At 41.7% G+C, this 21,400-nt stretch carries 17 protein-coding genes and 1 riboswitch; of the genes, 4 read left to right on the forward strand and 13 right to left on the reverse strand.

From position 1 onward, the window contains the following. Positions 1 to 18: 18 nt before the first annotated feature. From kdpB to kdpDN, 7 genes are all read right to left on the reverse strand, one after another. Complete coding sequence (gene kdpB / locus H540_RS0108745) at positions 19 to 2,127, reverse strand: potassium-transporting ATPase subunit KdpB (protein ID WP_028400312.1); 2,109 nt, start codon at positions 2,125 to 2,127, stop codon at positions 19 to 21. Between the two features lie 13 nt (positions 2,128 to 2,140). Beyond that, a complete protein-coding gene (gene kdpA / locus H540_RS0108750) occupies positions 2,141 to 3,808 on the reverse strand; it encodes a potassium-transporting ATPase subunit KdpA (protein ID WP_028400313.1) in 1,668 nt (555 codons plus the stop codon). 18 nt (positions 3,809 to 3,826) lie between these two features. Further along, positions 3,827 to 3,904, reverse strand: a complete 78-nt coding sequence (gene kdpF / locus H540_RS31965; protein WP_081415074.1) for a K(+)-transporting ATPase subunit F — start codon at positions 3,902 to 3,904, stop codon at positions 3,827 to 3,829. Further along, positions 3,901 to 4,005, reverse strand: a complete 105-nt coding sequence (locus H540_RS0108755; protein WP_028400314.1) for a hypothetical protein — start codon at positions 4,003 to 4,005, stop codon at positions 3,901 to 3,903. Before H540_RS0108755 ends, kdpF begins: the two co-directional genes overlap by 4 nt. A gap of 95 nt (positions 4,006 to 4,100) precedes the next feature. Further along, a riboswitch (cyclic di-AMP (ydaO/yuaA leader) is annotated at positions 4,101 to 4,242 on the reverse strand. Positions 4,243 to 4,384: 142 nt separating this feature from the next. Further along, positions 4,385 to 4,636, reverse strand: a complete 252-nt coding sequence (locus H540_RS0108760) for a hypothetical protein (RefSeq protein WP_028400315.1) — start codon at positions 4,634 to 4,636, stop codon at positions 4,385 to 4,387. Between the two features lie 16 nt (positions 4,637 to 4,652). Next, on the reverse strand, positions 4,653 to 4,967 hold the full coding sequence (locus H540_RS34465; protein ID WP_245592199.1) for a hypothetical protein: 315 nt from the start codon (positions 4,965 to 4,967) through the stop codon (positions 4,653 to 4,655). Positions 4,968 to 5,246: 279 nt separating this feature from the next. Beyond that, positions 5,247 to 6,398: a KdpD-like non-kinase potassium sensor gene (gene kdpDN / locus H540_RS0108770; protein WP_028400316.1), complete on the reverse strand. Its 1,152-nt coding sequence runs from the start codon at positions 6,396 to 6,398 to the stop codon at positions 5,247 to 5,249. 327 nt (positions 6,399 to 6,725) lie between these two features. Between kdpDN and H540_RS29295 the strand changes: the two genes are divergently transcribed. Together H540_RS29295 and H540_RS0108780 are read left to right on the forward strand one after the other, a co-directional pair. Continuing rightward, entirely contained in the window at positions 6,726 to 9,053 is a 2,328-nt protein-coding gene (locus H540_RS29295) for a transglycosylase domain-containing protein (protein ID WP_081415072.1), read from the forward strand. 486 nt (positions 9,054 to 9,539) lie between these two features. Then, a complete protein-coding gene (locus tag H540_RS0108780) occupies positions 9,540 to 11,363 on the forward strand; it encodes an APC family permease (RefSeq protein WP_028400317.1) in 1,824 nt (607 codons plus the stop codon). A 404-nt stretch (positions 11,364 to 11,767) separates the two neighbouring features. Here the strand turns inward: H540_RS0108780 and H540_RS0108785 are convergent, their stop codons facing one another. After that, positions 11,768 to 12,538 (reverse strand): DODA-type extradiol aromatic ring-opening family dioxygenase, encoded by a 771-nt coding sequence (locus H540_RS0108785; RefSeq protein WP_028400318.1) that lies wholly within the window; start codon positions 12,536 to 12,538, stop codon positions 11,768 to 11,770. A gap of 42 nt (positions 12,539 to 12,580) precedes the next feature. Then, positions 12,581 to 13,000, reverse strand: a complete 420-nt coding sequence (locus H540_RS0108790) for a DoxX family protein (RefSeq protein ID WP_028400319.1) — start codon at positions 12,998 to 13,000, stop codon at positions 12,581 to 12,583. Positions 13,001 to 13,152: 152 nt separating this feature from the next. Between H540_RS0108790 and H540_RS0108795 the strand changes: the two genes are divergently transcribed. After that, a complete protein-coding gene (locus H540_RS0108795; protein ID WP_028400320.1) occupies positions 13,153 to 13,698 on the forward strand; it encodes a helix-turn-helix domain-containing protein in 546 nt (181 codons plus the stop codon). A gap of 809 nt (positions 13,699 to 14,507) precedes the next feature. After that, positions 14,508 to 15,914: a branched-chain amino acid transporter BcaP gene (gene bcaP, locus H540_RS0108805; RefSeq protein ID WP_028400321.1), complete on the forward strand. Its 1,407-nt coding sequence runs from the start codon at positions 14,508 to 14,510 to the stop codon at positions 15,912 to 15,914. A 305-nt stretch (positions 15,915 to 16,219) separates the two neighbouring features. On the opposite strand, the gene H540_RS0108810 is transcribed toward bcaP, so the two are convergent. The 4 genes from H540_RS0108810 to H540_RS0108825 form a co-directional block, all read right to left on the reverse strand. Beyond that, positions 16,220 to 17,188: a carbohydrate kinase family protein gene (locus tag H540_RS0108810; protein WP_028400322.1), complete on the reverse strand. Its 969-nt coding sequence runs from the start codon at positions 17,186 to 17,188 to the stop codon at positions 16,220 to 16,222. A gap of 18 nt (positions 17,189 to 17,206) precedes the next feature. Next, positions 17,207 to 18,679 carry a glycoside hydrolase family 32 protein gene (locus tag H540_RS0108815; RefSeq protein ID WP_028400323.1) on the reverse strand — a complete coding sequence of 491 codons (1,473 nt, stop codon included), beginning with the start codon at positions 18,677 to 18,679 and terminating at the stop codon, positions 17,207 to 17,209. A 65-nt stretch (positions 18,680 to 18,744) separates the two neighbouring features. Continuing rightward, positions 18,745 to 20,193, reverse strand: coding sequence for a sucrose-specific PTS transporter subunit IIBC (locus H540_RS0108820; protein ID WP_028400324.1), 1,449 nt, complete (start codon positions 20,191 to 20,193; stop codon positions 18,745 to 18,747). A 154-nt stretch (positions 20,194 to 20,347) separates the two neighbouring features. Then, entirely contained in the window at positions 20,348 to 21,331 is a 984-nt protein-coding gene (locus H540_RS0108825) for a LacI family DNA-binding transcriptional regulator (RefSeq protein WP_034670635.1), read from the reverse strand. Positions 21,332 to 21,400 lie beyond the last annotated feature (69 nt).

A 21,400-nucleotide genomic window follows, 5' to 3' on the forward strand; every position in this document is an offset into this window, starting at 1 on the left:
CATTTCTCCTTTTTCCGCTTATACGAACAAGCCAACTAGCAGGTCGATGATTTTGATGCCAACGAACGGAACAATTACACCGCCAAATCCATAAATGAAAAGGTTACGGCTCAATAGCGCATTTGAGCTCATCGGCTTATATGCTACCCCTTTCATCGCCAACGGAATGAGCAGCGGGATAATGACGGCATTGAAAATCAATGCCGATAAAATCGCAGATAGCGGAGAGTGCAGCGCCATAATATTCAAAGCGTCCATTTGCGGAATTGCAGCTGTGAACATTGCTGGAATAATCGCGAAATACTTCGCTACGTCATTTGCGATACTGAATGTTGTCAAAGCACCGCGTGTCATCAGCAACTGCTTGCCGATTGCGACCACTTCAATAATTTTCGTCGGATTGGAATCCAAGTCAATCATGTTTGCCGCTTCTTTTGCAGCCGCAGTACCGCTGTTCATCGCAAGACCAACGTCGGCTTGTGCAAGAGCCGGGGCATCGTTTGTTCCGTCACCTGTCATGGCTACTAATTTTCCTTTTGCTTGCTCTGCTTTAATAACCGCAATCTTGTCTTCTGGTTTACATTCTGCAATAAACTCATCGACACCGGCTTCTTTTGCAATTGTTGCGGCTGTTAACGGGTTATCACCTGTACACATAATTGTTTTAATACCCATGCGGCGAAGCTCTTCAAAACGCTCGCGCATACCCGGTTTAACCGTATCTTTCAAATAAATCAATCCACAGATTTTATTATTCACAGCTACAGCCAGCGGCGTACCGCCTTCTTTTGCAATTCCGTCCGCCTTTTGATTCAAGTCTCGCGGAATTGTGCCGCCTTGTTCCTTCACCCATTCTATTACAGCACTTACTGCGCCCTTACGTACCTTTGTGCCGTCTTGCAAGTCCATGCCGCTCATGCGTGTCTCAGCTTTAAATGGAACAAATTCCGCACCTTCTGTTACATTCGCATTATAAAGAAATCCTTTATTTACAACATATTCTACAACTGAACGCCCTTCTGGCGTTTCATCTAATAAGGAGCTCACTGCTGCCCACCTTGCAAGCTCTTCTGCTTTCTCTCCTACTACTGGTACAAGGTTATGCGCCATGCGGTTACCAAATGTAATCGTGCCTGTTTTATCAAGGATGATTGTATTGATGTCCCCTGCGGCTTCTACTGCTTTACCGGACATCGCCAAGACGTTGAATTTCGTTACACGATCCATACCCGCAATACCGATAGCGGATAATAAACCGCCGATTGTCGTTGGAATCAAGCAGACAAGAAGCGCCACAAGAACTGCTGTATCAATAGTAAAACCAAGATACTTTGTAAATACAGGAAGCGTTACAACAACAAGTAAAAATACTAATGTTAAGCTCGTCAATACTGTGTTAAGCGCAATTTCATTCGGTGTTTTTTGACGTTGTGCGCCCTCTACTAAAGAAATCATCTTATCAAGGAAGGATTCACCTGGATTGCTTGTAATACGAATTGTAATTTCATCACTCACTACCAACGTTCCGCCTGTAACAGAGCTGAAATCACCGCCCGCTTCTTTAATAACAGGTGCGGATTCACCTGTTATAGCGGATTCATCTACTGACGCCAAGCCTTTAATTACTTCTCCGTCACTTGGGATCATTTCTCCCTGTTTCACGACAACAATATCATCCTTGCGCAGATCTGTTGCAGCAACCTGTACAATGCTGCCGTTTTGCTTCAAAACATTTGCAAAAACATCTTTTTTCGATTGCTTCAACGAGTCAGCCTGCGCTTTCCCGCGTCCTTCCGCCAATGCTTCTGCAAAGTTCGCGAATAGAACCGTGACTAAAAGGATTAAGGACACAGTAATATTGAACCAACCAGGCAGATTTTCTGAAGCGCTCGGCATGAATGCCAGCACAAGAGTAATGATGAAACCGATCTCTACCACGAACATGATTGGATTTTTTGCCATCGTTCTTGGATTCAGTTTTGTAAAAGACTGTTTTAAAGCATTTTTTACGATATCAGAATCCATTGTCTTCGCTTGCCGTATTTCAGCTCCTCCTTCGGCTTCTCTTACAGTAGAAAAAGGACGAGTTTCTTCTTTTTCTTTTATTAATACAGATGATTTACTCATGTCTAATCCTCCATCACTTCAAAGTGAGAAATTCAGCAATTGGTCCTAATACTAAGATTGGAAAGAATGTTAATGCGCCAACTATAAAGATCGTACCGACAAAGATTCCTCCAAACAAGCTGTTGTCTGTGCGGAATGTACCCACAGTTTCTGGCACCAATCTTTTTTCTTTTAATGACGCTGCAACTGCAAGCATTGTAACAAGTCCGAAGAAACGACCTAGATACATTACTATTGCGGTTGAAATATTCCAAAAAGGTGTATTATCTCCCAAACCTTCAAAGCCTGATCCATTATTCGCTGCAGATGAAGTATATTCATAGACTGCTTGAGTTAATCCATGAAACCCTGGATTAGATATAGCATCTGTTCCTAAAGATGTTGAGAATGCAATGGCAGATGCGCCAAGAATTAACAAAGGTTGGAAAAGGAGCGTTACCGCGATAAGCTTCATTTCTTTTCCCTCTATTTTCTTACCAAGAAATTCTGGTGTACGTCCTACCATTAATCCTGAAATAAAGACTGCAATCATCGCATACATAATGACGTTGATAAAACCAGCCCCTACCCCGCCGAATACTGTGTTCAGCATCATGTTTACAAGAGGGATCATGCCGCCGATTGGCGTTAACGTGTCATGCATTGTGTTAACCGCTCCTGTTTCTGCGGCTGTTGTCACTGTCGTATACAAAGCGGACCAGACTGTTCCGAATCGAACCTCTTTTCCTTCCATGCTTCCTTGATCATGCTGAATGCCTAAATCATTCAATACCGGGTTTCCGGAAAATTCAGCGGTAACAAGCGTTCCAAATCCAATCAGAAACAGCATCAGCATGGATACAAATAAGATGCGTCCTTGCTTTTTGTTTCCAACCATTCTGCCATATGTGAAAGGCAAGGAAGTCGGAAGAAGCATCATCAAAATCATTTGTAAAACGTTGCTTAAAGCAGTTGGATTTTCAAACGGATGCGCTGAGTTGGCTCCAAAGAATCCGCCGCCGTTGTTCCCTAATTCTTTAATAGATAAGAAGGAAGCAACAGGTCCGCGCTGAATAACTTGCTTCGCACCTTCGACTGTTTGTGCCGTTACAGCTGAATCAAATGTTTGCGGCACGCCAAACGCTACAAAAACGAACGATGTTAGTAACGCAATCGGTAACAATACACGTGTAATGGATCTAGTGAAATCTACAAAGAAGTTACCAAGCTCTTTACCCGCCAAGCCGCGAATAAATGCAATGGCTAATGCCAGCGTGGTTGCAGGCGCTGCGAACATCATGAATGTAAGAAACATTTGCGTAAGATAAGAAGCACCGGTTTCTCCACTGTAATGCTGCAAATCTGTATCCGTTATAAAGCTGATTGCTGTGTTGAATGCCAATGTAGGTTCCATACCGGCTATCTTCATTGGATTTAGCGGCAGAATACCTTGCAAACGGAAAACGAAATAAGCAACGACAATCATAAATGAGTTTAATAGAACTAAAGAAACCGCATATTGCTTCCAGCTCTGATTGCCGCCTGTAATGCCGGCTATTTTGAAAATTGGCTTTTCGATCCAGCCGAACACCTTGTTTATGCGGGGACTGTTAGAACGTAGTGCCTTTTCTAAATACGTCCCCATCGGTTTTGCTAGAATAATAAATAACGCAATGGTAATGACGACTGCTATCCAAGTCATTTTTGTGTCTCTCCTTATCTAAAACTTCTCTGGATTGAGTAATGCATATACTAGGTACACCGTGACTGCTGCAACGATTCCCAACAATATGATCATTGCTTTTTCCCTTCCTTCACTACGTTATCTGACCATTTTGCCAATCCAACCATAGATGCCGTCAGCAGAATAAATGCGCTCACCATAATTACATCTAACATGACAACCTCCTAAAATGTAAAATTTTACCATTAAGAACACAAAAAAGAACACTGAGAGGTTACTCAGTGTTCTTTAAAAGCCGACACGAAAGTAGACCCCCTCCCGAAACGCTTACGAGGTTAGCTGTCGGATTCGGGCCTTGGAAGTAGCCCTACCTTCACTAAAGAAGGATTCACCCCAAGTGCTTAGCACAAAATTGGGTCCCCCGTTCCTAATGGACTCAGCGATAAAAGGTTGCTTTGGTAAATTCATTTGTGATTTATGAAAGTAAATATACTCCTCCAAATTTTACTTGTAAAGAGATTTTTTCGTAAAAATAAAAAATTTACTTTAGAGCGCTTACATTTATATATCCTTCAAAATCGAAAGTTTATTCACTTAATTTTCCAATTGGTAAAAGAATGTTCGAATGCTTCTGCCTCGAAAGCAAATGTGCAACAGTTCTTGATGCCGTTTCTCGTATTCTATGATGTCTTTCTCCAAATATAGGGGTATATTTCCATTAGGCAAGACCATAGCCGGCTTCGGAAAATCCGAGTGTATTTCTGCCAGCTCCTGTACCCGTTCATACGACAAAGCCCACCTCTGAACTACATCACTGTATAACAATATCCTTAACGGCTCCTTCATGTATATTCCCCCCTGCTCAACTCTTCGCTTCGTTCAGAAAAAATAGAACAACGTTGTCGCAATTTGTGTAAACAACATATTTTGCTCCAATCGTTTTATAAAGTTGAATAGAATATTGCCTGTTATGTGTTACAAGAGTAACTGGAACATTCAAGTTAAAGCGAACTAATTCCACGAAAAAGCTGATTGTCGGCAGCATGTCGCTCAGTACGATGACCTTAGAGATAGGCTCCGGTGTGTATAGCAGCGCCTGCGGATTTTTCGTACAGCGAATTACATGCTGAAATCCCAGCTCATTTGCTGTCCATTCAATCGATTTGTATGTTGTCATAATAATTATATGCTCGGCATGCTCTCTCAAGCTATGCAGGCAAGCTGCTTTTGTTCATCCCCCACACAAACCAATATGAACCCTTTATCCTCCGTCATAAAAAGCTCCTCCTTAAGTAAAAAAACGCGAAAGAGGGGTGCTCCTTCGCGTTTTCAGACATCACAAAATAAATTATGAAAGCTATATTACTCTTCGATTCTGAAAAGTAAACAACTATAATACATTTTGATATATACGCAACATGTCTTTTTAATATATATACTGATATAACTTGAATGGTTACTTCCGACTGTCAGCTACAATATGAATATCAATATTCTTCGTTTTTCTCATAATTGCATTAACGATAGATCCCTTCGTCGCTTCTTCCCAACGCGTTCGGGCTGATTGACCGAGGAGAACCTGCGTCACCTTATGCTCGATGGCAATATCAATAATGACATCAGCCGGCTTTCTCCCGCGCGACGGCTCCGCGATGAACATCGCACCGAACTGCTTCGCAAGCGCCTCCCATTCCTGCAAAGTTTGATTCCTGCTTGCGGAGTTGAAATCCCCGCCTTCCATTCTGACGTTCAGCACATATAAATCAGCGTTTAACCGGCTTGCCATGCGCCCTCCGCGCCGAATGAGCTTTTCGGCCGTGGAACCATACTGCACGCAGACCAAAATCCGCTCCTTAATGCCGATTGGCCCCGTGTCTTCCAGTTCCTGCGGAAGCAAAATTTTCTCATCCACATCATCCGCTACTTCACGTAAAGCAAGTTCACGTAAAGCGCCTAAATTTGTTATCGTAAAAAAATTATTTAAACTTTGCCGGATTTTCTCTTTTCTATAAATCTTTCCTTCTGATAAACGCTTCTGCAGTGTTTCCGGCGTTACGTCAATGAGCTGAATTTCAGTCGCTTTTTGCAAAACTGAGTCCGGTACCCGTTCCCTCACAGCCACGCCTGTAATTTGCTGTACAATATCATGAACACTTTCAAGATGCTGAATATTCATGGCAGAAAGGACATCGATGCCCACTTCTAAAATTTCTTCAACATCCATGTACCGTTTCTTATTCTTCGATCCCGGTACATTCGTATGCGCCAATTCGTCAATCAGCACAACTTGAGGAGCACGTTTAATTACAGCTTCTGTATCCACTTCATAAAGCACTTTTCCCTTATAATTGATTTCTTTTAAAGGAACTCTTTCCAGCTCGCCAAGCTGTTTGTCAGTATCTGCACGGCCGTGCGTCTCAATCAGTCCGATGACGACATCGACTCCCTCTTTTTGCAGATCGTGCGCATCTTGGAGCATTTTATACGTTTTCCCGACACCCGGAGCTGCTCCGACATACAGCTTTAATTTCCCTCGCTGCATCTTTCTTATTTCTTCCAGATATTCTTCCGGCGTTCTTCGCTGGAAGGGCGTATGTTCCCCATTCATTGCTCTTCACCTCTATAGGCTTAATAAACCTGCTTCAATGTATAAGACAGGCTGCTTCAGTAAGTATGTTATATGGATTTCATCATAAATCATGGACTCAATATTTGCCAAGATATCTTTTATTCAAGCTTCCCTTTGGACTTCTTTCTCTTCTGTATAATGAGTGCTGTAATGGCCAAGATTGACAAGCAAGAAATAGCCGTCTACATGTTTTATAAAAGCATGGATTTGTCCTCTTTTAACATTCTATTGACTATAACCCTTTCCTATTTAACAATATAGATTGTGCAACCAAACACATATATACAAAAAAAGGTGGTACTTAATATGGGGAGAATGGAAAGAAGACAGCAGCAAAAAGCTTCAAAAAAGAAATGGCAGCTGTCATTTTCAAAAGGTTTGTGGTTTAAAATTACTTCGTCGGCTATCGGAGTTATGCTTTTAGGGTTGCTGATTCTGAATATTTTCATCTGGACAAGCGATGTAAGCAAGCTGAACACACCAGCACCGCAGCCGACCATTATTTATGATCAAAAAGGCAAGGTCGCAAGTGAAGTTTCTGCTTCCAACATTGAAGGAGTCAGTCTGAAGCAGATTCCAAAAGATATGGTTCACGCCGTTGTCGCTACAGAAGATCAACGCTTTTATAAGCACGGCGGGATTAATTATTTCGGTGTTGCTAAGGCCTTGGTGCAAAATACGCTCAGCGGTGAAATCGTCGCAGGCGGCAGCACCATTACGCAGCAGCTGGCAAAAAATGCTTTCTTAACGCAGGAACGTACATATACGAGAAAGTTCAAAGAGCTTATTTTAACGAAAAAAATTGAACGCACCTATTCCAAAGATGAAATCATGGAAAGATATTTAAACCAAATTTACTTCGGGGAAGGTGCATGGGGTATTCAGCGTGCGGCTCAAACATACTTTGGAAAAAATGCCAGCGATTTGACCCTGAGTGAATGTGCAACATTGGCAGGATTGATTAAGGCTCCTTCTACGCTTTCGCCTTTTAAGAACATGGAAAAATCGAAAGAGCGCAGAGACGTTGTATTGAGCTTGATGAAAAATGAAGGTTATATCAGTAAAAGTGAATTAGCAAAGGCAAAGAGCGAAACCGTTGCACTCGCTAAAAAGGAAGATAACAGCTATAACGGAACATATCCGCATTATGTAAACCATATTATTGATGAAGCAATCAACAAATATGACTTAACTCCCAACGAGGTGCTCTCAGGCGGTCTGCATATTTACACAGAATTGAATCCGACGATACAGCAGGCCGCAGAAGACGTATACAAAAACAGTGCCTTATTTCCTAAAAGCACGAAGGATCAGCTTCTGCAAAGCAGTGCCGTTTTCATCAATCCAAGCACAGGGGGCATTCAGGCACTTATCGGCGGAAGAGGCGAATATCAATTCCGGCAATTTAATTTTGCTACGCAGCTGAAGCGTCAGCCGGGTTCTTCCATGAAACCGTTAGCTGTATATGCACCTGCTTTAGAAAAAGGTTATGATGTCTTTGATACACTAGAAGATAAACCTCTTAACATTAACGGTTATCAGCCTCTTAACTATGATAAGCAATTCCGCGGGAAAGCTACGATGTACGAGTCGTTGATTGATTCCCTTAATGTACCAGCTGTTTGGCTGTTCCAAAAGATAGGACTCCAATACGCAACAGATTCGGTAAAACGCTTCGGCATTAAACTTGACGAGAAAGATTACAACCCGGCACTTGCGCTTGGCGGTATGAGCGAGGGTACGTCTCCACTGGCAATGGCACAAGCTTTCTCCGCTTTTCCGAACAACGGGACAATGGTAGAAGCACATGCCATTCAACGAATCGAAGATGCAGACGGGCGAACGATTGCCAAGTGGAAAAAGAAAAAGACAGAAGTGATCAAACCGGAGACAGCTCAAAAAGTGACGTATATGCTACGAGGCGTTGTAAATGAGGGAACAGGTACAAAAGCAAGAATTTCAGGCCGGGAAATTGCAGGTAAAACCGGCACAACACAGCTTCCGATTGCCGGTATGGACGCTGCAAAGGATCACTGGTTTGTCGGGTATACGCCGCAAGTAGTAGGCGCTGTTTGGCTTGGGTATGAGAAAACAGACGCGGCTCACTACCTTTCCTCATCAAGCGGCGGCACATCTGCGGTCATTTTTAAAGAAATTATCGCAAGGTCTGCGAAAGCACTTCCTGCTAAATCGTTTGATTTGTCTCTTCTAGGTAAAGACTTTAAACAACAAACTGAAAAACAAAAGAAACAAGAGGACAATTTACAAAAGAGACAAGAAGAATTGAAGAAGCCGGAGGAAGAAAAAGCTCGAAAAGAAGATGATGATGAAAAAGTTAAAAAGGAGAAAGAGAAAAAAGACAAAGAAGAGCAAGAGAAAAAAGACAAAGAGGAGAAAGAGAAAAAAGATAAAGAAGAGAAACAGTCAGAAAATAACGGGGGAACGCCTGGCGGAACACCTGGAGGAACACCTGGAGGAACACCTGGAGGAACACCTGGAGGAACGCCTGGAGGAACACCTGGCGGAACGCCTGGAGGAACACCTGGAGGAACGCCTGGAGGAACGCCTGGAGGAACTCAAGGTAATGGCAACGGAACTGGAAATACCCCTGCAGGATCCCAAGGTACACAATAAAACTAGTCTTCTTCTGCTTTTCCAAACAAAAAGGAACGGGCGATCCGTTCCTTTTTTGCTATTTAACGAATAATGCTAGTACCTAATTTTACCGAGCAGGCGTTTTTCCATAGATGGGTATAGTAAACAAGAGGAGAAGGTTCATTTAATATTCTCAATCAAGCAGTTCTTGCTCCCTATAGTTATTTCAGTTGAAAAGCACATACTATATATGAGTGAATTATAATTTCGACATTTCCATGTGCTCTGCGCAACCAAAAGAGATTATTGCATGCTTCTTCTCTTTGGTTTTCCCTTGCATGAACCACTACAAAGGTTTGACCGCTTCTGCACGTCTTTTGATCTCTCCCTCCTATAAAAAGACGGTTTTTTATTCATTTGTATATAGCTCTACCATAAAAATATTTACTGCAAAAAGTTTTTCTATCCTTGCTTATCAAATAATGGTACAATTCCCATGAACTTTTACATAATGGTGGTGCTAACATGTATTCTTCCTTAAAGCGTTTTCTCATTGGAAAACCGCTGAAATCAACTGAACTGGGCGAGCAAAAGCTGACCAAGCTGAAAGCGTTGGCCATTTTGTCTTCGGATGCTCTTTCCTCTGTCGCATACGGTACAGAACAAATTTTACTTGTACTGGCAACAGTAGGAACAATTGCGTTTTGGTACTCTTTGCCGATTGCTGTAGGCGTATTGATTCTGCTTGTTGCTTTAATTCTATCGTATCGTCAAATTATTTATACGTACCCTCATGGCGGCGGCGCCTACGTCGTCTCTCGCAGTAACTTGGGGATAAACCCCGGTCTTATCTCGGGCGGTTCTTTGCTTGTAGACTATATTTTAACGGTAGCGGTGAGCGTGTCAGCCGGCACGGACGCAATTACCTCAGCATTCCCGAGTCTTCATCAGTACACAGTAGAAATTGCAATTGTTTTTGTTATTTTCATTACCATTTTGAATTTGCGCGGTGTGACAGAATCAGCATCTGTGCTTGCCTATCCTGTATATTTGTTTGTTTTGGCGCTTATCGTGTTAATTGGTTTCGGTATGTATCGGATCGCTACCGGACAAGTGCCGGCGGATGTGCACACACCAGTTGGCACAGCTGTCTCAGGGATTACGCTGTTTTTATTGCTGCGCGCATTTTCATCCGGCTGTTCGGCACTGACCGGTGTGGAAGCTATCTCAAACGCGATTCCGAACTTTAAAGAGCCGGCAGCCAAAAATGCGGCGACAACACTAGTAATGATGGGAGGAATTTTGGCAGCCCTATTTTCTGGCATTACCTTCTTGGCTTACTGGTATGGCATTGCGCCAAAAGCTGACGAGACAGTTGTCTCTCAAATTGCAGCCGATGTGTTCGGCCGAAACTTTATGTATTATTTTGTACAGGGCACAACTGCACTCATCCTTGTATTAGCTGCCAACACAGGCTTTTCCGCATTCCCGCTGCTCGCGTACAATCTCGCGTCTGACAAGTATATGCCGCGCATGTACTTGATGCGCGGAGACCGTTTAGGATATTCAAACGGCATTATCACGCTCGGTCTTGCGTCTATTGTACTGATTATCGCTTTTAAAGGCGAAACGGAACAGCTTATCCCGTTATACGCTGTCGGGGTATTCATTCCGTTTACCTTATCGCAAACAGGCATGACTTTAAAATGGCTGCGTGAAAAACCAGAAGGCTGGATGGGCAAAATGCTCACTAACTTTTTGGGCGCACTTATTACCTTAACTGTCTTAATCATCTTGTTCTTAACAAAATTTGGTCAAGTGTGGTCTATCCTTATTTTCTTGCCGATTATCGTCTTTATCTTTCATCGCATTCGAAATCACTATGATGATGTGGGAGAACAATTGCGTCTGAATCCATCGGAAACGCCGGAAAAAATTGAAGGCAATGTTGTTGTTGTACCGGTTGCCGGCATTACAAAGGTTGTAGAACAATCGTTAAACTATGCGGAATCTATAGGAGATTATGTTTTTGCCGTATACGTGGCATCCGATCATGAAAGCGAAATACAAATGAAGGAGAAATGGGAGAAGTGGAAACCGGATATACGTCTTGTGACCGTCTCTTCTTCTTATCGTGAGCTTACCCGCCCTCTCATACGTTTAATTAACATGATTGAGGCAAAGGCAGAAGAAAATGACTATACGGTAACTGTTGTAATTCCGCAGTTTATCACAAAAAAAAGCTGGCATAACATTTTGCACAATCAATCCAGTGTATTGCTGCGCACTTATTTGCTGCATAAAAAGGGTGTAATTGTGACGACTGTTCCGTATCGCTTTAAGAAGTAATATAAGAAAAACTGAGCACGGGAGTGCTCAGTTTTTTTAGATGGGCATAGTGCGCCTGCTGCGTGTAGTAACGGTCCAACTCTTTTAAGACGTCCTTCCTATGTTTTTAACGAAACATACAAGTTGATTCGTTTGTTTGTCGTATGCTGCGAGCATGATACTCAAAAGAAGAAAAGTAACTATATATGAGTGAATTATAAATTCGACATGTCCATGTGCGATGTGCAACCAAAAGGGAGTATGGTATACTTCTTCTCTCTGGTTTACCCTTGCATAAACCACTACAAAGGTTTGACCGCCTCTGCACGTCTTTTAATCTCTCCCCACGATAAAATTTCTTATCATTTTCACAAAGAAGCCCCAAGCTGCTTACAGCTTGGGGCTTCTTTCATCATAAATCGCTTTTAGAATGCAAAGCACGTATAACTAAATGTGCCAAACTCATATTTTCCCCGAAACAGCAGTTCCGGCTTTCTATCAGAATTCCCGCTCCCCATCGCGATAAAGAGCGGTACCAAATGCTCTTCCCTCGGAATGGCAATGCGGGCATGAGGCGCTTGTTCCTTATAAGCAAATAAAGAAGCAGTATCTTGCCCCATGATTTTCTCAATCATCCAATCATCAAATTCGACTGCCCAAGGCTCAGGTGTTGTTTGACCGAAATACAGCGCCCGTAAATTATGAACCGTTGCACCGCTGCCGATGACTAGAATATCTTCTTCACCTAACCCTTGCATCGCTTCCCCAATCTTACACTGCTCTTCCAGCGGCAAATACGGGTTTACGGAAACTTGCACAACAGGAATATCCGCCTTGGGATACATGCGTGATAAAAGCACCCAAGATCCATGATCCAGCCCTCTTGCAATATCTTTTCGAGTCGGAATTCCTTTTGCGGCAAACATAGTTTGCAGCTTAGATGCAAGCTGTACAGATCCCTCAGCAGGATATTGAATCTCATACAGTTCCTGCGGAAAACCGCCAAAATCGTAAATCATATCATATGTGCCGTTTACCGATGAAACCGTAAGAACCTGGCTTTCCCAATGGGCCGTAAAAATAACGATTGCCTTTGGACGTATCTCTTGTCCCGCTTTTTGGAGAAATGCTGTGTAATCACTTTCTTCCACTGCCAGCATAGGTGAACCATGGTTTAAAAATAATGGTCGAATCATCTATTTCCACTCCTCTGTTTCAAGAAGATAAGAGTTCTTCCCTTACATCGCTTTTGTATATTCTGTTTCTTTATTTTTTCCAATCAGATTGTCTAAAAATCCTTTTACCCCAGCAACCGCCAAGTAAGCATTCATTGCCAATAACGCCAATTCAAACTCAAATCCTGCGGCTTTTCCGTTGCCAAATAGACCCGCTGATAATTTCACCTTAATGATTGCGCCGGCCATAATAATCGCAAATAATGCCGCAACATAGCGCACTCCCAAACCAACGATAAGCATAACACCGCCTGCAACCTCCGCAATTGCGACAATATAAGCTAGAGCGCCGGGAAGCCCCATGCTTGCAAACCATCCTGCCACTCCGCCCAATCCATTTTGAAACTTCATAATGCCATGTCCCGCAAAAATAATTCCTAATACGACTTGAACAATATAATTTGCTGCTTGCTGTTTTCTCATTGTTCTCTCCTTTTATGTTTTGTTATATATAATTTTTATTTTTATTACAAAACAATCATAATAGAGACATATTGAATTGTCAATTACAAGATGGCAATGTAAGTATGAGGTTTGCTATGATACAACTAAGATGCAGATAAAGGAGCATTAAAATGAATGTAGGATCAACTATTCGTGAAATACGCCAGCGAAAAGGCATTACGATTGCACAGCTATGTGAGGGAACCGGATTATCAAAAGGCTTTATGAGTCAGGTGGAAAATAATAAAACCTCACCTTCTATCTCAACTTTGGATACAATTGCAGCATTTTTAAACGTTCCGCTTCCTTATTTTTTGCTTGAGAAAAAAGACCGCTTGAAGGTTGTGCGCAAGGATGAACGAAAGTACAGCATTCACGGAAAATATGAAAATAAAATCGAGCATGTGGCGGAGCAAGCAGGACTGCGGATTTCGCTTATTGAAATTCCAGTAGGCTTTCCGAAAGAAAGCAAGCCGAATGTTCACGAAGGAGAAGAGTGTCATTTAGTGCTGCGCGGAACATTAGAGGTGCAGCACGGTGAAGATACTGAGATTGTAAAAGAGGGTGATTCTTTTTCTTGGAATGCTTGCGTGCCTCATCTTGTCCGGAATATCGGGGACGAGCCTGTACTGCTGCTGATTTCGAGTTATGCTGAGAATAGAACACGCATTTACTAATATGTACCGTAACAAAAGGGAATCATGATTCCCTTTTGTTATTTCATTTAATCACCTCTTCTAAAATAGAAAGAGCTTGCTCCATTTCTTCTTTTGTAATTATAAGCGGCGGCGATGGCAACGATTGATGCAAAAACATTTATCAGAATCTTTTTAAGTACGTCCAGGTTTGACAGATTTCTCATAATATAACCTTTTCTTTCTCCAAAAAACTTTTATAAATTTTTAGAAAACATAAAATTTTTTGTAGTTTTTTGTCGGATAATGTAGTCTTCGTTATAAATTACAACCATGTCGTTTTTTCTTTATTCTAATTACTCTGATTTGTTTTATGTTGAATGTGCTACTGATGTAAGGGAATAATAAGCATCTAAAAGAACAATGACTGTACGACCTCTGAATAGGGAGGAGAAGACGGGAGGGAAATACAAACGAAAGTATATACAAGTGAATAAAAAAACCGTCTTTTGATAGCGGGGAGAGATTAAAAGACGCGCGAAGCGGTCAAACCTTTGGTTCATGCAAGGGGAAACCAGAGAGAAGCAGCATACCATACTCCCTTTTGGTTGCACATCGCACATGAAAATGTCGAATTTATACTCCACTCGTATATAGAAACAAATGTGTCTGATGCACTCGTACACCGAACGGAACATTCCATAATCTAGAGCAAAACGAAGAAATTTTCGTATAAACAGGATTCAGCAAATCTATATAATGTAAAACTGTACGCCTTAATTTTTCTGAATATTTAAAAAGACTATATATTTCTTTTATTCAAAATGAATTACATCAAGGAGAGATGCATGATGAATCTTTTTCGCAAAAAATCTATTGAAGGGTTACTCGCTAATGCAGAAAAAAAAGAAACAAGTCTGAAAAAAGCACTCGGCGCCTTTGATTTAACGATGTTGGGAGTGGGTGCGGTTATCGGGACCGGGATTTTCGTCCTGACTGGTGTCGTTGCTGCACAACATTCAGGACCGGCTATTATTCTTTCCTTTATCTTGTCCGGTTTAGCTTGTGTCTTTGCTGCCCTCTGCTATGCTGAATTGGCTTCTGCCGTGCCTGTATCAGGAAGTGCCTATACTTACGGTTATGCTGTGTTTGGAGAACTAATCGCTTGGATTCTTGGATGGGACCTGATCCTAGAATACGGACTAGCCTGTTCAGTAGTCGCCAGCGGATGGTCCGGTTATTTCCAAGGGTTGCTTGCGGGGTTTGGTATCCATATACCGACTGTTATCAGCAGCGCTTATAATCCCGCACAGGGAACGTATGTTGATGTTATGGCTATTGCAATTGTCTTGATTCTTACCTTCATCTTAACTCGAGGCGTAAAAGAATCGACGCGTTTGAATAATGTTATGGTGTTACTGAAGATCGCTGTTGTACTTTTATTTATTATTGTAGGTGTAAACTATGTGAAACCGGCAAACTGGACTCCGTTTATGCCATTTGGTTTTTCTGGAGTTGTGAGCGGGGCCGCTACCGCATTTCTTGCTTATATCGGGTTTGACGCTGTTTCTTCAGCTGCAGAAGAGGTAAAAAATCCGCAGCGCAACATGCCGATTGGAATTATCGCATCCTTACTCATTTGTGTAACCCTATACGTTAGTGTATCCGCTATTCTTACCGGTATGGTCCCTTATACACAATTAAATGTGAAAAATCCGGTTGCCTTTGCACTTCAATATGTACACCAAGATTGGATTGCCGGTTTTATTTCTCTCGGCGCCATTATCGGAATTACAACGGTATTATTTGTTATGATGTATGGACAAACTAGACTTTTCTTCGCCATTAGCCGCGACGGTTTACTTCCTAAGGGATTGTCTAAAGTGAATCAAAAAACAAAGACGCCGACGAAAAGCATCTGGTTAACCGCTATCATGGCTTCCATCTTTTCAGGCCTTGTTCCTATTAACCATTTAGCTGATTTAACCAATATCGGTACTCTGTTTGCTTTTATCGTCGTATCAATCGGTGTCATCGTACTGCGCAAAACACAACCGGACTTAAAGCGCTCGTTTAAAGTACCCTTCTCACCGGTATTACCACTTTTATCGATTTTATCTTGCGGCTACTTAATGTTCAGTCTTTCATCTTTGACATGGCTTGGTTTCGCTGTATGGTTTGTCATCGGTCTCGTACTGTACATGAGTTACGGATATAAACATAGCCTTCTATCTAACAAGAATATCGAGAGGGGTTAAAAAATAAAATATTTAATCAATTTTAAGTTTCAATTAGGGTCAAGGCACACATAACTGTTGATGTGTGCCCTGACCCTCCAAACATATTATGAGTGAATTATAAGTTCGACATATCCATGTGCTATGTGCAACCAAAAGGGAGTATTGCATGCTTCTTCTCTCTGGTTTAGCCTTGCATGAACCACTACAAAGGTTTGACCGCTTCTGCACGCCGCCGGAGGATCTCTCCCCACTACAAAAAGACGGTTTTTTTATTCACTTGTATATAGTTTAGAAAACCAGCTCTTCTTTTGTTCAGTTACTTATCAATCTTGCAGCAGCTTATAGATTTCGTCTTTTTTCGGAAGAGAAGAAATTGCTCCCTTTCCTGTTGTCGTAAGCGCACCGCTTGCATTCGCAAACGTTAGTATCTCTTGATAATGCATATGAAGCACTTCTTCTAATCTTTGTTGGCTCACGTCTTTTTCTAGCAATTGATACAAGAAACCGCCAATAAACGCATCTCCTGCACCTGTTGTATCCTGCACCTCCACACGATATCCTATTGAATCGTACTTTCTATCCTTCAGGTACAGCTCTGCACCTTGAGCCCCTTTTGTATAAATAACCGCTATTACATCTCCTGTGAATAAGGAGCCAATTGCTTCTTTTATATCGGAAACGCCAGTAATAAACTCCAGCTCTTCATCAGAAATTTTCACGATATGAGCCATCGGAATAAATTCTAAAATCGTTTTTCTACAATCTTCGGGATCGCTCCAAAGGGGAAGCCGCACGTTAGGATCAAAGCTGATGATTCCTCCTTTAGCTTTTGCAGAACGAATTGCTTTCACATGTGCATGCTTCATTGGGCTCTCTACTAAATCAACGGAACAAAAATGGAGAATATCACCGCTTTCAAACCAGCTTTCTTCTATTTCATCTTCACTAAGCAGCAAGTCTGCGGAAGGATTGCGATAGAAGGAAAAGTCACGCTCGCCGTCTTCGCGTAACGATACGAAAGCCAGTCCTGTATTCGCTTCATTCGTTCTTGTAATTTTATCTGTATTGACTCCCGCTTGCTGCAATTGCTCTAAGAGGACGTCGCCAAACGCATCCATGCCTAGCTTCGTAATCATAGATGCTTTGCCGCCGTATTTCGCGACTGCGGCTGCGACGTTCGCAGGTGCGCCTCCTGGAGCGCGCTCAAATTCCAATACGTCTTTTAAAGCTCTTCCTTTTTGCAGAGGAATAAAATCAATTAATACTTCACCGATTGAATATAAGCTTTTCATACATTTCACCTCTTATTCTCATTCATAATTCCATTTTACAGCTTGAAACGATGCACTTCCATCTGCTGCGAAGAAGCGAATTTCTTTACTTTCACGACTAGGGAAGATACGGCTTGTAAAAACCTCTTCGCCGTCATTCACAAAGATTTCAACAGAGGACGTATCTACAAACATATGGAACTTGATTTTCTGTGCGTCTATAGCGCATTTTCTTATTGTTCCATAAGACTCCCCGACTGCTTCTCCTGAAGATGCGCGGTCAAGAATTACTTTTTTCTCGATAGCATCATATTTAATGATGGTTTTTTCATGGTTATCCGCTCTAAATTCGATTCCAAATGCAGCTGCATTTTCATTTTCAAATTCACAAACCATCTCATATGCTGTTCCGGCAAATCCATCGTACATTTTCTTTTCACCACAAACAGTATCTTTTACTTCATGTTGCTGCTTGCGCAGTGTTTGAAGCTCTTCTACCGGCTTTTGAATTAACTTCCCGTTGTGAACAGATAATTCTCTAGGCAGCGTCAAACAATGTGCCCATCCATTTTTGTCGGTGGGGTAATCGATTTCCGGCAAGCCCATCCACCCAACTAAAATTCGACGCCCGTTTGAATCAACCGTTGTTTGAGGTGCGTAAAAATCAAATCCCCTGTCCAACTCTTGAAAAAAACTATGCGACATAGACAATTGATTTACATCCAGTTTGTCTCCAATAATATATCCGGACTGATAAATATTTTGATAACAATCTTTTTCCGGCTCTAGTCCCTGCGGTGAGAAAATGAGAACGCCTTTGTTCTGCAGTTCAAAATAATCCGGGCACTCCCACATATATCCGAATGTTTTCAGCGCTGTTTGCAGCTCGCCTTTACATTTCCAGTCTAGTAAATCTGATGAACTATACAATACGACACAACCTGTTTCATCCTCCCGCTGTGCCCCAATTACTGCATAGAACGTATCTCCTTCTTTCCAAATCTTCGGATCACGGAAGTGCTCTGTATATCCTTTTGGAACTTCATGAATAACAGGCTCTTCCAGTTTTTCAATTTTTCCTGTTTCATCCATAATAGCGATGCATTGATAAGGGTGTCTGATCCAATTTTCATCACGGGCATTGCCCGTGTACAGTAAGTACAATTTTCCTTCGTGCTCGATTGCACTGCCTGAATAAGCGCCATGGCTGTCATAGTAATGCTTCGGCTCAATTCCTATACCGACGTTTTCCCAATGAACTAGATTCTTTGATTTCGTATGGTACCAATATTTCAAACCGTGCACTGGTCCTAGTGGAAACCATTGATAAAATAGGTGATATTCACCGTTATAATAAGAAAATCCGTTCGGATCGTTCAGCAGCCCAGTGTCTGGCTGTATATGAAACGTTTGCCGCCACGGACATCTGCTTACTCTTGTTTTTAGCTCTAGAAGTTCTTCATCGCTTGCATCCTTTATTTGACGATACCTTTGTTCTTTTGTCCATTCCATTTTGATCAAACTCCTTAAACAAAGAGAGGAGAATCGAGTGATTCTCCTTCTCTCATTATCGTAAATTAAGCTGCTTCCCTTTGAGAAGGGTTGACCGTTTTTTTATCTGCTCGCTTTGCTAAAACAATTGTTACTGCAAATGAAACTGCAAAAGAAATCGCCATTCCTATTACATAGAAAACAATTGTTCCCGGTTTAATAGAGATAATTCCCGGCAGCCCTGCCGCTCCTAACGCAATTGCTTTCACTTTATACAGTGTAATAAATGCAGAAGCAGCTCCCGCTCCAATAATAGCGCCGATAAACGGATAACGAAGCTTTAAGTTAACACCGAACATCGCCGGCTCTGTAATGCCGAGAAGTGCTGAAATACCGGCAGCTGAAGCTACGCCTTTTACCTTTTTGTCTTTTGTTATAAGAAAAACGGCTAGTGTTGCCGCACCTTGTGCTACGTTTGACATCGCAGCAATCGGGAAGATAAAAGAGCCGCCTGTTTTCGCCATATCAGCCAGCAGCTGTGTTTCTACTGCGATAAAGCTGTGGTGCATCCCCGTAATAACAATCGGCGCGTAAATCAATCCAAAAAGGCCTCCGCCGATAAAACCTGCTGAATCATATAACCAGACAAGTCCGCCTGTTAATAAATTACCTGCAGAACGTGTAATTGGTCCCACAATCGTAAACGTTAAGATGCCTGTAATAAAGATTGTAAATAACGGCGTTAATAGGTTATCTAAAGCAGATGGAACGATTCTTCGTAAAGCTGTTTCTGTTTTCGCAAGTATATAAGATGACGCCAAAACCGGTAATACCGAACCTTGGTATCCTACTTTTTCAATACTAATACCGAATATATGCCATACAGGTACTTTGTGGGCTAACACAGCTGCCCCATATCCATATCCATTCAATAAATCTGGATGGACCATTAACATACCAAGCGCTGCTCCAAGATAAGGGTTTCCTCCAAAGCGCTGTGTTGCAGAGAATCCGATCAAGATTGGCAAAAATACAAACGCAGCATTTGCAAATGTATTAATAAGTGCTGCCAAATCCGCCATTTCTGGATTTGCTTCTACTAACGATTTTCCTGCGATGAATAAATCTTTTGCAGTCAACACATTATTGATTCCCATAAGCAATCCGCCAGCTACAATCGCTGGAATAATCGGAACGAAAATATCGGATAGCATTTTCACGAATCGCTGAAGCGGATTTAATTTTTTAGCTCCTGCATCTGTTACATCCTTTGTAGACATTTCAGAAATTCCCGTCAGTACTGCAAGTTCTTTATATACTTCGTTTACAGTACCCGATCCTAAAATGACCTGAAATTGCCCGCCGGTAGAAAATGTCCCCTTTACGACATCCATGCTGTCAAGCTTTGCTTGATTTACTTTTCCTTCATCATGCAATACTAAACGCAAACGAGTCGCACAATGAGCTGCTGCTGAAACATTTTCTTTACCGCCGATTGCATCTAAAGTTTCCTGTGCAATGTGTTTGTAATTCATGGTAATCCCCCTTTTGCTTTATACTCTTCAAGGAACCGGTTCCAAAAACGAATAAAAAAATATAGAATGGTTATATTTTAGGAACCGGTTCCAAAAACTGATATATTTAAAACCAGTCTTTGGAACCGGTTTCAAATTGATTATATTCTCATATTTATCGATTGTCAACGCTTTCTCGTTCGATTATTTCATATTTGGATATGGTAATTTTCGCTACTTCTTCTTCATTGACAAGCTTAACGATGTCTTGTGCTGCCGCTTGTCCTGCTTCTTTATAATAGAACTTCGCGGTTGTTAAGGCCGGATGAATAACCTCGTTCACTTCATATCCGCCAAACCCGGTAATAGATATGTCTTCCGGAACGTGCAGCCCCTTTACATAAGCAGCCTTTAATGCGCCAAGTGCAATATTATCTGTTGCACAAACTAATACGGAAGGCTGAAATTCATCTATGACCTCTGCTGCTTTTATAATGGCGTTTTCAATATTGAACTCTGTCTCATAATATTTCACTTCACAGTTGTCTGCTTCTTGCACTGCCCTCTTAAAACCTTCTTTTCGTTTCACTCCTACCGCAATATCTTTTTCTGTTACTCCTAGATAGGCAATTCTTCGATGTCCTTTTTTCAAAACATATTTCCCCATGTCATAAGCAGCGCCATAGTCATCATGAATCAAGCTGTACACATCTTTATGCTGCTGTCCGACAAGCAGAACCGGTATATTGATTTTGCCGAATGCCTCCAAATGCTCATCTGTTATTTGTGTCGCTAATAGAATAAGGCCTGCAATCTTTTGACTCGCCAGCGTATAAATATTTTCAATTTCACGCTCCAGATTTTGATTCGCATTTGAAATTAACATTTGGTAATTCAATCCTCTTAGCTCCTCATCGATACCGATTAACGTTCGAGATGCTGCATAGGAATCAAGACGCGGCACAATCGTACCGATAATATTCGTTTTCTTTGCTTTTAAGCTTTGCGCAAACGTATTGGGAATGTAGCCTGTTTCTTTAATTGCATGCTCAATTTTTCTTTTGGTTACGTCGCTGACTGAGCCGCCGTTAAGATAACGCGAAACAGTGCTCTTTGCGACTCCCGCGATTTTAGCGATATCAGAAATCGTTTTTATCATTATTTCAGCTCCATCGTTATGTACATGTATGTATAGTATACACGAATATAGAATAGGAATTAAGCTTGC

Source organism: Ectobacillus panaciterrae DSM 19096 (assembly GCF_000430785.1).
Taxonomy (GTDB): Bacteria; Bacillota; Bacilli; order Bacillales; family Bacillaceae_G; genus Ectobacillus; species Ectobacillus panaciterrae.

What these genes read in the sequence shown, in the direction of transcription:
- H540_RS34465 (WP_245592199.1), bottom strand. Translation starts at nt 4,967, where the DNA reads ATGACAACATACAAATCGATTGAATGGACAGCAAATGAGCTGGGATTT.
- H540_RS0108825 (WP_034670635.1), bottom strand. Translation starts at nt 21,331, where the DNA reads ATGATAAAAACGATTTCTGATATCGCTAAAATCGCGGGAGTCGCAAAG.
- H540_RS0108760 (WP_028400315.1), bottom strand. Translation starts at nt 4,636, where the DNA reads ATGAAGGAGCCGTTAAGGATATTGTTATACAGTGATGTAGTTCAGAGG.
- H540_RS0108790 (WP_028400319.1), bottom strand. Translation starts at nt 13,000, where the DNA reads ATGAGAAAACAGCAAGCAGCAAATTATATTGTTCAAGTCGTATTAGGA.
- H540_RS29295 (WP_081415072.1), top strand. Translation starts at nt 6,726, where the DNA reads ATGGGGAGAATGGAAAGAAGACAGCAGCAAAAAGCTTCAAAAAAGAAA.
- H540_RS0108795 (WP_028400320.1), top strand. Translation starts at nt 13,153, where the DNA reads ATGAATGTAGGATCAACTATTCGTGAAATACGCCAGCGAAAAGGCATT.
- H540_RS0108785 (WP_028400318.1), bottom strand. Translation starts at nt 12,538, where the DNA reads ATGATTCGACCATTATTTTTAAACCATGGTTCACCTATGCTGGCAGTG.
- H540_RS0108810 (WP_028400322.1), bottom strand. Translation starts at nt 17,188, where the DNA reads ATGAAAAGCTTATATTCAATCGGTGAAGTATTAATTGATTTTATTCCT.
- kdpDN (WP_028400316.1), bottom strand. Translation starts at nt 6,398, where the DNA reads ATGAATGGGGAACATACGCCCTTCCAGCGAAGAACGCCGGAAGAATAT.
- kdpF (WP_081415074.1), bottom strand. Translation starts at nt 3,904, where the DNA reads ATGATCATATTGTTGGGAATCGTTGCAGCAGTCACGGTGTACCTAGTA.
- H540_RS0108815 (WP_028400323.1), bottom strand. Translation starts at nt 18,679, where the DNA reads ATGGAATGGACAAAAGAACAAAGGTATCGTCAAATAAAGGATGCAAGC.
- kdpA (WP_028400313.1), bottom strand. Translation starts at nt 3,808, where the DNA reads ATGACTTGGATAGCAGTCGTCATTACCATTGCGTTATTTATTATTCTA.
- H540_RS0108755 (WP_028400314.1), bottom strand. Translation starts at nt 4,005, where the DNA reads ATGTTAGATGTAATTATGGTGAGCGCATTTATTCTGCTGACGGCATCT.
- H540_RS0108820 (WP_028400324.1), bottom strand. Translation starts at nt 20,193, where the DNA reads ATGAATTACAAACACATTGCACAGGAAACTTTAGATGCAATCGGCGGT.
- bcaP (WP_028400321.1), top strand. Translation starts at nt 14,508, where the DNA reads ATGAATCTTTTTCGCAAAAAATCTATTGAAGGGTTACTCGCTAATGCA.
- kdpB (WP_028400312.1), bottom strand. Translation starts at nt 2,127, where the DNA reads ATGAGTAAATCATCTGTATTAATAAAAGAAAAAGAAGAAACTCGTCCT.
- H540_RS0108780 (WP_028400317.1), top strand. Translation starts at nt 9,540, where the DNA reads ATGTATTCTTCCTTAAAGCGTTTTCTCATTGGAAAACCGCTGAAATCA.